A 13,246-nucleotide genomic window follows, 5' to 3' on the forward strand; every position below is an offset into this window, starting at 1 on the left:
GTCATGAATTTACCTAACAAGCTTACGGTGTTCCGTATGATTTTGATTCCAGTGTTTATGCTAGTGTTGGCATTGCCATTGGATTGGGGGACATTGCAAGTTGCGGGCGCACAATTGCCAGTGACGCACTTGGTTGCCGCGATTATCTTCATTGTGGCGTCATTAACTGACTTAGCTGATGGTAAGATTGCTCGTAAGTATAAGCTAGTGACGAACTTTGGTAAGTTTGCCGATCCTTTAGCTGATAAGCTATTGGTAATGACCGCATTGATTTTCTTTGTGCAATTTGGCTGGGTACCTGCTTGGATGGTTGCCATTATCGTTATTCGCGAATTGGCGATTACTGGGTTGCGCACGCTGATTGTTGAAAACAACGGTAAGGTATTGGCTGCTGCAATGCCGGGCAAGATTAAGACAGCTTCTCAAATGGTTGCTATTTCATTTTTCTTGCTACATGATATCGTGTTTGCAATGGCCAATATTCCATTTGCCATGATTATGATCTGGATTGCGTTGTTAGCAACGATTTATTCAGGAATTGATTATTTCTATAAGAACCGTGATGTTTTCTCGGATGGTTTTAAGTAAATCATAATTAGGAGGTAGGTTGACACCTGATGTGTTAGCCTGCCTCCTTTTGTATTAAAATAAGTAGTGACAGAAAGTGGACAAACGGGCCATGATATCGTCTATATTGGATAACAAATGAATTGGAGGCTGCAGATGACGAATGAAGAAGTTGGCCGGACGTTGATTGCACGAGGTGAGACGATTACGTCGGCAGAATCCTTAACGGCGGGAATGTTTGTTAGTACGCTGGCGGGTGTTAGTGGTATTTCAGCTGTTTTGCCAGGGGCGTTTGTGACATACGCCGCAGCTGCCAAGACGCAACTTGTCGGTGTGCCAGCTGACATGATTGCCACGTATGGCGTGGTGTCGGCAGAGGTGGCTAAGGCGATGGCAACAGGTGCGAAAGCAACGTTGCAGACGGCGTGGGGAATTAGCTTCACCGGAGTGGCTGGCCCAGACGCGCTGGAAGGGCATCCGGCTGGCACGGTGTTCATTGGTGTCGCGGCACCAGATGGCTCAGTAATCGCAATGGAGCACCATTTTACCGGTGATCGGCAAGCCGTGCGGGAAGCAAGTGTCGCAGCTGGTTTCGCAGCGATTGCGACGAAACTCGCCGAGTTGGCAAAATAGTTGGGAAAACATTTGAATTATTGTGGTGATTAGGTTACACTATATTTACATTAAGTTTAAGTTAACAAGTGGAGGCCGATAAAAATGGCATCAGGAAAAAACATTAACCCAAATAAGAAGTTGGAAGGAAAGATTGCAGATCCTAAGGAACGTCAAAATGCATTGAACGAAGCCTTGAAGAAGATTGAAAAGTCTTTTGGTAAGGGATCTGTTATGAAGCTTGGTGATAGTCAATTTACGAAGGTGCAATCAACGTCAACTGGTTCATTGAAGTTGGACGTGGCTCTTGGTATTGGTGGCTACCCTAAGGGCCGTATTATTGAAATCTATGGACCTGAATCATCAGGTAAGACGACGTTGGCTTTGCACGCAGTCGCTGAGGCCCAACGCAACGGTGGAATTGTTGCTTATATTGACGCCGAAAACGCGATGGACGTTGAGTACGCCAAGGCGTTGGGTGTTGACGTTGATGAGTTGCTGTTGTCACAACCAGATACTGGTGAACAAGGATTGGCAATTGCTGATGCCTTGATTACATCAGGTGCGATTGACATGGTTGTTGTCGACTCTGTTGCTGCGTTGACGCCAAAGGCTGAAATTGACGGTGAAATCGGTGATTCAACGGTTGGTTTGCAAGCGCGAATGATGTCTCAAGCTTTGCGTAAGATGTCAGGTGCTATTTTGAAGACTGGTACAACAGCCATCTTCATTAACCAATTACGTGAAAAGATTGGTATCATGTTTGGTAACCCAGAAACAACGCCTGGTGGACGTGCGTTGAAGTTCTACTCATCAGTGCGTTTGGATGTTCGTCGTAAGGGTGGTATTGATGCGACGAAGGCTGATGGGGATGATATCAAATCGGTTGGTAATTTGACACGTATTAAGGTTGTTAAGAACAAGGTTGCGGCGCCATTCCGTGAAGTGGAAGTTGAGATCTTGTTTGGTAAGGGAATTTCTAAGACTGGTGAAATGATTGACTTGGCGGCTGATAAAGATATTATCGTTAAGTCAGGATCATGGTTCTCATATAATGGCGAAAAGATTGGTCAAGGAAAGGTCAATGTTATTCGTTGGTTGGAAGACCCAGAACACAAGGCAATTTACGATGATGTGTATAACCAAGTTCGTGAAGCCTACATCGGTAGCCATGATGGCGCTGATGCTTCAGCTGATGATAACGATACCTCGGCTGATAACGTGGATGATATTGAACTCGAAATTGATGAAAACTAATTAATTTTCGACAACTCGTATTATGGTACAGCGATGTAGCGTGGTACGAGTTTTTTTGATGCCGATTTTCAGGTTATGATGGTATGTCATGATTGGGACGCTGAATGCCGCAATTTATTCGTCATAATAGGCCTTTTTATCGCCACAACAAAATAGTTGTTCTATACTAATCATGTAATAAAAAAGGAAAAGGAAGTTAATCACTGCGAAAGCAGTTGGAGGTAGTCATCATGGCATACACTAGACAAGAAGTACAAGATTGGGTAAAGAAGTTGGATTTGAACACTTGGGGACCTACTGAGGTTTACTGGTCAGACCAATTCCACCGCGTGCACGTTATTGCCGCAGATGCAGAAAGTGAAGCAATTACGGCTAAGATTCACGCAGCGGTGGAAGCTGAAATCGCTGCAGGTACGACTGATGAAACTGACGCACGTGATTTCCTAGAACACCTTATCGTGACAGATTACGCTCAAGAAGATTAATACGATAGGCAAGCCAGTGACTTGCCTGGTAAAAACTAACAAATCCCAGCTTTGCTGACTAATTAGGTCACAGGGCTGGGATTTGTTGTTAGGTAAAAAACGACTACTTGAAAAAGAGTAGTAATTGAACCCAAAGTGTAGTACCATGGAATCACTAAATTTACGTAGGGGGACCCCTGTTTATGGAACCATATGAAGCCGAGCAGCAACGCTTGGATACCGTCTTGGAGAAGATTCAAGACGCGAAGGTACAAAATGATTTAGATCGAAAAAATGCTGAACAAAAACAGGCTGACGTTGAGGACGGGTGGAACGATGTCCGCTTCAAGTCATCAACATACGGCAGCTTGTTCGAAACTGCGATGTCTGTACGTCAACAGCAACAGATGTTACAAGAACGCGAATTGGCGATGAATTCAGTTGAGCACCAAGCGGTTGTCTTGGATCGTTTACAAGCGCGACCATACTTTGCTCGTATTGATGTGCAAGAAGCTGGTTCGGAGACGGTTGAACCAATTTATATCGGCTTGGCTTCGTTCTCTGACTCACCAGATAATTTCTTGGTTTACGACTGGCGAGCACCTATTTCTTCTATTTATTATGATGCGGGCTTGGGTAATGTGACCTACGAAACGCCAGATGGCAAGCAGGAAGCAAATGTTCATTTGAAGCGTCAATTCCAAATTGAAGATGGCACGATTGTGACGATTTTTGATACCGATGAAGCTGTCGGTGATCAAATGTTGTTGAATGCTTTATCTGGAGAATCAACAACCAAGATGAAGTCAATCGTGACAACGATTCAAAAGGAACAAAACAAGATTATTCGAAACACGGCAGCTGAATTGTTGTTCGTACAAGGAGCAGCAGGTTCCGGTAAGACTTCTGCTGTTTTGCAACGTGTGGCATACCTCCTTTACCGTTACCGTGGTCATTTAACGTCTGGTCAAGTGGTTATGTTCTCACCAAACCAACTGTTTAACGATTATATCGACCAGGTTTTGCCTGAATTGGGTGAGCAAAACATGGTTCAAATGACGTATTACCAATACGCATCACGCCGTTTGCCAAAGTTGCAACTTGAAACGTTACAAGAACGTTTTGAAGCGCAACCAGCCGGTGCTCAAAAGCGCATCATTGACTTGAAGGGCACGAGTGTCTACTTTGATGCTATGCAACGTTATGCCGATGGTTTGAATAAGGCTGACATTAAGGTCCGCCCGATTAAGTTCCGCGGTCAGGAAATCATTTCTAAGGAAAAGATTGTCGACATCTATTATTCATTCAATGAGAATTATAAGCTTGGTAACCGTCTTCAAGGTACGAAGGAACGACTAATGAAGATGTTGCAAGGTCGAATTGGCAATGAGATGCAAGCTGATTGGGTTGAAGCTGAAATTCAAAACTTGACGAAAGAACAGTATGACACCATGTTGGGTGATAACCCACGTGAGTTTAAGTCTGATGAAGAAGAAACCAAGTATTTGGCTAAAATCATTGTAACGAATGCCTTGGCGCCAATCGCCAAGGGTGTTAACCGAAATCGTTTTATCAATATTAATAATCAATTTATTCACTTCTTGCGTTCTGTACCAAAGTTGGTTAATTTGGCGGCTTATGATATCACTGAAGCGGATTGGACCAAGTCGGTTGAATACACAGTGAATAAGATGAAGAACGGTGAATTACCAATGGCCGATATGACACCGTTTATGTTGTTATTCGACTTGATTAAGGGTAGTCGCGGTGAGCGTGACATTCGCTTTGTCTTTATTGATGAAATCCAAGACTACACACCGTTCCAATTGGCCTTTTTGAAGTTCAGTTTCCCACGTGCCCGCTTTACGATGTTGGGTGATTTGAACCAAGCCATTTTCACGAAAGAAAACGCCGTCAGTTTGCAGGACGAATTGTCACGTTTGTTTGATCCAGAAAAGTCAGAATACGTGCAATTAACGCAAACGTATCGTTCAACGCAACAAATTACCGATTACTCAAAGGCCATTTTGATTAACGGTGCGCAAATTGATGCCTTTGAACGTGAGGGTGATAAGCCGGTTGTTAAGATTTTGCCATCGCAAGATAAGATGGTTGAAGCAACCTTGATGCAATTGGTCGCTAATGATGAAGCTGATGAAACAACTGCAATCATTACCAAGACGTTGGCAGATGCGGAAGTCGCGTACGAGGCGCTCCGTGAACACGCTGACGTGACCATTATCCGGACTGAGAACCAACGTCTGGTACCGGGCACAATTATTGTGCCGGCCTACTTGGCTAAGGGACTTGAATTTGATGCTGTGATTATGTGGGATGCTTCTGAAGGCGTTTACCACGGCGATGATGAACGTCAGTTGGTCTACACAATTGCATCACGTGCCATGCACCAATTGACAGTATTGGCGGTAACGACATTGACGCCATTGCTTGCTGAAGTTGACGAGCGTTTGTACGAAAAGGGGTAAGAACCATGAGTGAGGCACCGTTTAATTATGCGGTATTTCAGCGTGATGAATGGCACGAATTAGTCGTGCCTGCAGCTGACCGAGATACATCTCACGTTACACCAAAGGTATTGGGAGAAATTAAAGCGTTTAATGACCAAATTTCAATGAGTGATGTTGCTGATGTCTATGATCCGTTGGTTCATTACATTAAGTTGCGTCATGCGCAATATTTGCGTGATCGCGAAGAACGTGAGCGCTTTTTAGGGCGAACAATTAAGCCAAGTCCGTTTGTTATCGGCATCGCTGGTTCTGTGGCGGTTGGTAAATCAACCACAGCTCGGTTGCTACAATACATGTTACAAGCGGAGTATGGTGAACATAACGTTGCTTTAACGACAACTGATGGTTTCTTGTTGCCTAACGAAGAATTGCAAGCACAAGGCATTTTTGATCGGAAGGGGTTCCCGGAATCGTACGATATGCCAGCGCTGCTTGAATTTATGAATAACGTTAAAGATGGTGATGAAGTTGTTCGGTCACCGCGCTATTCGCACGACATATCAGATGTCTTAGTGAATGAATTCGACACGTTTAAGCGTCCAGAGATTTTTATTGTTGAAGGAATCAATACCTTACAAGCGGCACCTAATTCACCAGTCTACTTGTCAGACTTTTTTGATTTATCGCTATATGTGGATGCAGAGACGTCATTAATTGAGCATTGGTACATTGATCGATTTGAGGCATTGTTGCAACAAGCAAAGGAAGAGGCGGATCCAACGAATTTCTTCTTCCCTTATACGCAAATTCCAGTCGCTGAAGCGGTGGCGGGTGCGCGTCGCGTTTGGGAAACGGTTAACCTACCAAACTTAACGGACTATATCTTACCAACGCGTGAACGAGCCGATTTGATTCTTCATAAGGCGACTGGACACGGAATTAACGAGATTTGGTTACGTAAATTCTAATTTCATTACTTTTCAACGTGTCATGAATGTGACAAAAATAGACAAAAGCCGGGAAATCAACGTTTTCCGGCTTTTATTTATCAATTTAAGTTACAAAAAACGAGCTACTTAACCGGTTAAACAAATAACGAAAAATGCCTATATATCAATGGTTTACACGTGTAACACGCCTTATGTAACGTTAATATGACATGAAAAGTGGTCATAATATTGTTTCTAGACATGTTATGTAATGAATGTGTAATTTTAAGCCTGCTCAGCTTGGTAAACTATGTCTTGTGGTTGAGGCAAGGAAGAAGCCTCATATAAGAGAACGTGCTTGAGCAATAGGGTTCGCACGATATAGATACAATCCTTAGGAGTGTTTAACTGATTATGAGTAAGATGAAAGAAACAGCATTGACGATCGCCGGTTTGGCTTCAGTATTGGTTGCAGGCCAAACTGTTGCAAACGCCGCTTCAACATACACGGTTCAAAAGGGCGACACGTTGTCAGAATTGGCAAACAAGTTTAACTTGACCGTTGAAGACTTGGTTAAGACTAACAAGATTACTGACGCAAACATGATCTTTGCTGATCAACAAATCGAAGTGCCAACGCAAGAAGAGCTTAACGAAAATGCGTTGAACACGACTGCTGCATCATCAGCTAACAGCGCTGCATCAGATGCTGCTTCATCAGCAATGTCAGAAGCTGTTGCTTCAATGACTGCTGCATCAGAAGCAGCCGCATCATCTGCCGCCGCTTCAGAGGCCGTTGCATCATCAGTTGCCGCTTCAGAAGCTGCTGCCTCAAAGGCTGCTGAGTCAGAAGCCGCTGCTGCTTCAGTTCAAGCACAAGCAGTTGCACAAGATACTGCTGTTGCTGAGCAAGCTGCGCCTGCAGCTGCACCAGCCGCTGGTGGTTCAGTTTATGACCAATTCATCGCTAACGGTGGTACTGATGCCTTGTGGCAAAACATCGTAATGCCTGAATCAGGTGGTAACCCTAACGCCGTTTCACCAAACGGTTACATGGGCTTGGGTCAAACTAAGGAAGGCTGGGGAACGGGTGACGTTGCCACGCAAACTAACGGTTTGGTTAACTACGCCGTTTCACGTTACGGTTCAGTTGACGGTGCCGTACAATTCCGTGCCGCTAACGGTTGGTGGTAAGATTTACCGCATTTAAATAGATGATTAAAAAAGTGCTTGGTCCTTTGATGGCCGAGCACTTTTTGTGTCTTATGATGGGGCTTCTTTGTGAAACAATCGGCAATCTTTGTCAAAAAAGTTGACAAAAACACTTGCAAAGTTTGTTAAGTAGCTTTACAATTAATTCTTGTCAAATTGATGCACTTATAATTAAATAGAACAATTGGAGGATGACATGGCAAAAAATAAAAGTGTTGCTATGGACATCAACGGAAACCCGTTTAGTCGCTCTGCCATGGTGGCAGTGCTCTTGATCGGTACTTTCGCTGGTGTGTTAATGCAAACCTCGTTGGGAACCGCAATCCCAACTTTGATGCGCGATTTTGATATCACGTTAGCCACGGCCCAACAAGCAACAACATGGTTCTTGTTAGCCAATGGTATTATGATGCCAGTTTCTGCGTACCTTTCAACGCGTATTCCATCTAAGGCTTTGTACATTTTCGCGTACTTGATGTTGTTTGCCGGAATGGCTACAACGGCCTTTACGCCGGCACACCACGATATGTGGTGGATGTTCTTGCTGGGACGTATCCTGGTAGCCATCGCGGTGGGTGTGACTATGCCGTTGATGCAAGTGGTAATGGTGAACATTTTCCCAGCCGAAGAGCGTGGGGCAGCCATGGGAATTAATGGTATTGTCATTGGTTTGGCACCTGCCATTGGACCAACGTTGTCTGGATGGATTTTGGAAAAGAATCACCACTTCTTGGGTCTGACGATTTCTGACTCATGGCGGACGATCTTCTACTTGCCAATGTTTGTTTTGGCATTGGTGATTATCGCATCACCATTCTTTATTAAGAATGTTATCCCTAACCGTAAGATGAAGTTGGATATCCCTTCATTGATTATTTCAACCCTTGGGTTCGGAATCTTCTTGTGGTCATTTACGAATGTAGCGACTGATGGTTGGGGCGACTTCAAGAACGTTATCTTGCCAATGATTGTTGGTTTGTTGTTCATCGTTTTGTTCGTCGTACGCCAATTGAAGTTGGATGAACCATTTGTTGACGTGAAGGTCTTTAAGAACCACCAATTCGCGTTGACGACTGTGTCAGTTATGATGGCAATGATGGCGATGATGGGTGTCGAAATGATGTTGCCAACGTACTTGCAAAACGTTCACACCATGTCACCATTGGAATCAGGGTTGACGTTGTTGCCTGGTGCTTTGATGATGGGTATCATGGCGCCAATCGCTGGTTCAGCCTACGATAAGATCGGGGCTAAGCGTTTGGCCTTGACTGGTTTCTCAATCTTGGCCATTGGAACAGTGCCATTCTTATTCTTGACGGCGTCAACACCAGCGCACTTCATTACCGCTTTGTACGCGGTTCGTATGTTTGGTATCGCCATGGCCATGATGCCGTTGACGGCGATGGCCATGTCAGTATTGCCACCAGCTGAGGCACCACACGCAACAGCTGCTAATAACACGGCCCGCCAAGTTGCGTCAGCCGTTGTTGTGGCCTTGTTGTCATCAGTTACACAAAATGTAATTTCAAATAATGAGCCTGCTAAGGCATTGTCAAAGACGAACCCACTCCAGTACGGGGCGGATTACTTGGACGCTTCAATGAAGGGATTCCACGTATCATTTGCCATCGGTTTGGGATTTGCCATCATTGGTATCGTCGTTGCAATGTTCTTGAAGGGTGGGGCCATTAAGGCAGCCGGTTTTTCAAATCACAAGCCCGTTGACCCACAAATGAAGGAGGCCGAATAAGATGGTTATTATCCTTTTGGCAGTCTTCGCCATTTTGACGTTTATTTCTTGGATTAAGATTGAAAATGTTCCTGCTCGCGTTGTAGCTGGATTGATTTCAGGTGGATTGCTCCTGGGGACAGTTTTGATGTTGGTGGCGAACTTCAACAACCATTTTGGTATGGAGAAGGTCACTAAGACGGAAACCAAGACAATTTATTCTGCCGGTGGTACCAAGGTGCCAGCTGGTATGATGATTGCCCAAGCTTTGGGCACAAAGTCAAACAACTATGTTATGATTTATGCCGATAAAGAAAACGCTAAGCCAACAGCTCACTTTGTACCTAACAAGAAGCACATTGTGGAGGCTGTCAAGAAGACGGCGACTTATAAGTTGATCGATACTGATAAGGCAACGGTCACGACTAAGACGACTCGTTGGGAGTGGCAAAATGCTTTCTTTAAGTTGATGTTTGGGTTTGGTGGTGAAGGCCACTCATTGTATAAGCAACAAACAGTTGTTAAGTTGCCTAAGGATACGTGGGTAGTCATGACGCCAGCACAATCAAAGGCTGTGCAAGCGAAGCAAAAGGCAGCTGCGGCTAATCCTGCTGCTGCGCAAGCACAACAAGAACAACTAAAGGCTGCGGCTTCTGCAAAGATTGCGGCTTACATGCAAGCTAACCCTAAGGCTTCACAAGATGACGTTAAGGCGTACACCACAAAGGTGACGGCTCAACTAACGGCTGAAGCCATGAAGGCGATGTTAAAGTAAATTAGAAGGGCGTTCTGGCACGGTCAGAATGTCCTTTTTTGTTTCAAAATTTATACCAATCATAGACCGACGGCTTTTTTTGGATAAGATTAAAATATTTAATTTAAAACTTTAGGTATCTTTCTTTGGATAAGCGTGTTATACTTATCTACATAGTTTAAAGGATTTTGTTTTATGTTTCACAGAAATATCTGGCATCGTCATATTTAGATTATTAAAAAATTCGGCAATAATTGCCAGGAGGTTTCAGACATGGAACAAGGAACAGTAAAGTGGTTTAACGCAGACAAGGGATTCGGTTTCCTTTCACGTGAGTCAGGTGACGATGTATTCGTTCACTTCTCAGCTATCCAAGGTGACGGCTTCAAGTCATTGGAAGAAGGACAAGCTGTATCATTCGAAGTTCAACAAGGTGACCGTGGCTTGCAAGCTGCTAACGTTACTAAGTTGTAATAACGGCTTAAAGGCAACCTGGTAATCATCAGGTTGCCTTTTTGTTTGCAGTTATAAAAGGAGCAGTGGGTGTGATGACAGTTTGGACGAAGCGTGTTGTTTTACCATCAGATCAATCAGCAATTTCGATTAAAGAACAGCTAACAGCTTGGCAAGTGCCACGACGCATCAGAGGCAATTTTAGAATGGACCGGCGTATCTTATTGAATGGTGTTTACCAACCAACCTCGACGCGGTTAAAGCCGGGGTACGTTCTCGATATGACCTGGGTGCCGGCAGATTTTGAAGTGGCGGATTCACATTATGTACCGGATGACAGTCAGCCATTAGAGGTGCTGTTTGAAAATGATGATTTAATTGTTGTGAATAAACGGAAAGGCATCAAGACCCATCCGAATTCGCCTGGTGAAGATGGCACCATGATGAATTTTGCGCAAGCCTATTTAGCAGAGCAGGGCAAATCGGCGTATATGGTTCATCGATTGGATGGCGACACGACAGGTGCGCTCATTATAGCGAAAAATCCATATGTTGTGCCAATGTTAAATCAAATGTTGCGTGACAAGACAATCAAGCGGACGTACCTTGCGTGGGTATGTGGCAACATTAACGCAACGAGCGGCACCATTGATGCACCAATCGGTGATAATCCAGCAGACTCCCGCACACGGACGGTCAATGGCCCTAATGCGCGCCACGCGGTCACCTACTGGCACAAGGTGCATACGGTCTATCAAAATACGCTCGTGAGGCTTGAATTAGCGACAGGACGCACACACCAGATTCGCTTACATATGAAGTACCTCGGCTACCCGTTAGTTGGTGATCCACTCTATAATCCAGACAGTGATTATTCAGGTGGTCTATTACTGCACGCGGCAGCGATTCAACTACCAATTCCGTTCACTAACGATGTGAAATCAGTTGGGGCGCCTTTACCGCCGACATTTCCGCGCAATCTACAAAAATAATCCGTGTACGGTGCTGAGAATGCAAAGTTTTTCATATATTCCGGAATGTGCTATACTTCTGTAAGAGAGAAAATTTTGGACAGGTCGATATGATTGATATCACGCAACTAGAGAATGCGTGGCGTAGCGAAAATGGTCCAAAACCGAGGTTTGAAAAGATGACAGCAGATATTGTAAAAATTGAGACATCGTACTTGGATGTCGAAGGGTTGCCAATTACGCTTTATGTTTATGAGGAATCAAGTCTTTTTGGATCGCAGTTGCGGATTTCAGATGGTGGCTATGTGACGGAAGATCTAGCTTTGGCAGAAGGTCGTGGCGAGTTAACACGTTCGGAGTTGAATGATGTAAAAACGCAGTTGAAAGGGACTGATGTTCGACTCGACAAGCGCGATGCTTCCTTATATATGAAGACGAAATTTGAAGATTATGATGTCGATGTTGCACGGTTGTGCGAAACGATTCAACGCTTACAACAGTAGGCCGGAAAAAGCACTTAACTTCTCGCTGAGAGGTTAAGTGCTTTTTTAAGGTTAATATATAAAAAATATTTATATTTGTAATGAATTTGTTAAGGCGAGTTGCTAAACTTGATATTTGTTAGAGGAAGAGAAAACGGGTTTGAATATGACTATCAAGGGGATTTATTAAATATGAACACGGTTTCTCGTAAGAAGATGTACAAATCAGGTAAGCAATGGGTAGCACTAGCGACAGTGGCAACGGTCGCTGGCGTGGCCATCACGACAAACGACAAGGCGTCTGCTGATGTGTGGCAAGCTAACGGCGTCCAACAAGTAACCAATCAGCTGGCACAAGCGGGTGGTTTGGCAAACTACAACGTTCAGTATGGGGATACTGTTTGGGCATTGGCCTTAGCAAATGGTGAGAACTTGGATACGTTTGTTAACCAATTTGGAATTGCAAACCCTGATGTATTGTTTGCGAACGAAAGCTTTATGGCACAAACGACGACGGGTACGTCTGTACAACCTCAAGTTGTTACAGAGCAAACAGCAACGCCTGAGCAAGGTGTCGTGGCGACCAGCGCTGTGACACCAACGTCAGATGCAGTTGTAGCGAGTCAGGTTGCTGATTCGGTCGCTGCCAGTCAAGCGGCTGCCTCTGAAGCTGCGAGCGAAGCGGCTTCAATTGCTGCTAGTCAAGCGGCAGCAGCGTCATACGCAGCTAGCGTCGCACAATCACAAGCTGACGCTGCATCAATGGCGGCTGCAGAGTCACAAGCAACGGCTGCTTCTGAAGCTGCGGCGCAACAAACAGCATCGGCTGCACTTGCAGCGGCTTCTTCAGCTGCTGTAGCCGCTCAGGTGGCGGCTGAGCAAGCGTCATCGCAACAACAAGCTGCAGCTAGTACCGCCCAAGCGCAAGTAACGGCTGAGTCACAGGTTCAGAATGAGGCAACGGTAGCCACGGTTGGTAGCGCAGATATGTCAACATTTGATGCCTTAAATGCTTTGCGTCAATCACATGGCTTAGCACCATTGACGTTTGACAATGATCTGGCTGCACGTGCGCAAGCTCGAGCACAACAAATGGCTAACTTGGGTGGTGTTGCGAGTGATCACTACAGCACCGCTGGTGAAGTCGTAGCGATTGATTATGCCCCGGGTACGTCGGTTGTAAACGCTTGGTTTAATGAGACGAACATGATGCCGGTTGGTACAACTGGTCACCGTGATTGGGAAATGAATGCGGGCTACTCACGTGTTGGGATTGCGATTGTTGGCAACGTCATCGTTGGTGAAGCAAATTAATGATAATTAAAAAGCATCTGGTGTTTGCAAATAC

13 protein-coding genes are annotated in these 13,246 nt (G+C 44.8%); all 13 read left to right on the top strand.

The window, feature by feature from the left end; translation table 11 throughout:
- Positions 1–3: 3 nt before the first annotated feature.
- The 13 genes from pgsA to ACJ28U_RS12220 all read left to right on the top strand — a co-directional run bounded on the left by pgsA (position 4) and on the right by ACJ28U_RS12220 (position 13,212).
- Positions 4–588, top strand: a complete 585-nt coding sequence (pgsA, locus tag ACJ28U_RS12160; RefSeq protein ID WP_010370489.1) for a CDP-diacylglycerol--glycerol-3-phosphate 3-phosphatidyltransferase — start codon at positions 4–6, stop codon at positions 586–588.
- 135 nt (positions 589–723) lie between these two features.
- The gene (locus ACJ28U_RS12165) at positions 724–1,200 is read left to right on the top strand and encodes a nicotinamide-nucleotide amidohydrolase family protein (protein ID WP_407619453.1); all 477 of its coding nucleotides are present in this window, start codon (positions 724–726) and stop codon (positions 1,198–1,200) included.
- Positions 1,201–1,284: 84 nt separating this feature from the next.
- The gene (recA, locus tag ACJ28U_RS12170) at positions 1,285–2,436 is read left to right on the top strand and encodes a recombinase RecA (RefSeq protein ID WP_407619454.1); all 1,152 of its coding nucleotides are present in this window, start codon (positions 1,285–1,287) and stop codon (positions 2,434–2,436) included.
- A 230-nt stretch (positions 2,437–2,666) separates the two neighbouring features.
- Complete coding sequence (locus ACJ28U_RS12175) at positions 2,667–2,921, top strand: hypothetical protein (RefSeq protein WP_043708253.1); 255 nt, start codon at positions 2,667–2,669, stop codon at positions 2,919–2,921.
- Between the two features lie 182 nt (positions 2,922–3,103).
- On the top strand, positions 3,104–5,386 hold the full coding sequence (gene helD, locus ACJ28U_RS12180) for an RNA polymerase recycling motor HelD (RefSeq protein WP_407619455.1): 2,283 nt from the start codon (positions 3,104–3,106) through the stop codon (positions 5,384–5,386).
- Between the two features lie 5 nt (positions 5,387–5,391).
- Complete coding sequence (gene coaA / locus ACJ28U_RS12185) at positions 5,392–6,336, top strand: type I pantothenate kinase (RefSeq protein ID WP_407619456.1); 945 nt, start codon at positions 5,392–5,394, stop codon at positions 6,334–6,336.
- Between the two features lie 375 nt (positions 6,337–6,711).
- Entirely contained in the window at positions 6,712–7,491 is a 780-nt protein-coding gene (locus tag ACJ28U_RS12190) for a LysM peptidoglycan-binding domain-containing protein (protein ID WP_407619457.1), read from the top strand.
- A 214-nt stretch (positions 7,492–7,705) separates the two neighbouring features.
- Positions 7,706–9,259, top strand: a complete 1,554-nt coding sequence (locus tag ACJ28U_RS12195) for an MDR family MFS transporter (protein WP_407619458.1) — start codon at positions 7,706–7,708, stop codon at positions 9,257–9,259.
- Position 9,260: 1 nt separating this feature from the next.
- Positions 9,261–10,013: a DUF4811 domain-containing protein gene (locus tag ACJ28U_RS12200; RefSeq protein ID WP_407619459.1), complete on the top strand. Its 753-nt coding sequence runs from the start codon at positions 9,261–9,263 to the stop codon at positions 10,011–10,013.
- A 252-nt stretch (positions 10,014–10,265) separates the two neighbouring features.
- Positions 10,266–10,466 carry a cold-shock protein gene (locus ACJ28U_RS12205; RefSeq protein WP_003610350.1) on the top strand — a complete coding sequence of 67 codons (201 nt, stop codon included), beginning with the start codon at positions 10,266–10,268 and terminating at the stop codon, positions 10,464–10,466.
- Positions 10,467–10,540: 74 nt separating this feature from the next.
- Complete coding sequence (locus tag ACJ28U_RS12210; protein ID WP_407619460.1) at positions 10,541–11,437, top strand: RluA family pseudouridine synthase; 897 nt, start codon at positions 10,541–10,543, stop codon at positions 11,435–11,437.
- Between the two features lie 158 nt (positions 11,438–11,595).
- Positions 11,596–11,919, top strand: a complete 324-nt coding sequence (locus tag ACJ28U_RS12215; RefSeq protein ID WP_128735734.1) for a DUF1828 domain-containing protein — start codon at positions 11,596–11,598, stop codon at positions 11,917–11,919.
- A gap of 171 nt (positions 11,920–12,090) precedes the next feature.
- Positions 12,091–13,212: a CAP domain-containing protein gene (locus tag ACJ28U_RS12220; RefSeq protein ID WP_407619461.1), complete on the top strand. Its 1,122-nt coding sequence runs from the start codon at positions 12,091–12,093 to the stop codon at positions 13,210–13,212.
- Positions 13,213–13,246: the final 34 nt, after the last annotated feature.

Source organism: Weissella sp. MSCH1 (assembly GCF_045799135.1).
In the GTDB taxonomy this organism is placed as follows: Bacteria; Bacillota; Bacilli; order Lactobacillales; family Lactobacillaceae; genus Weissella.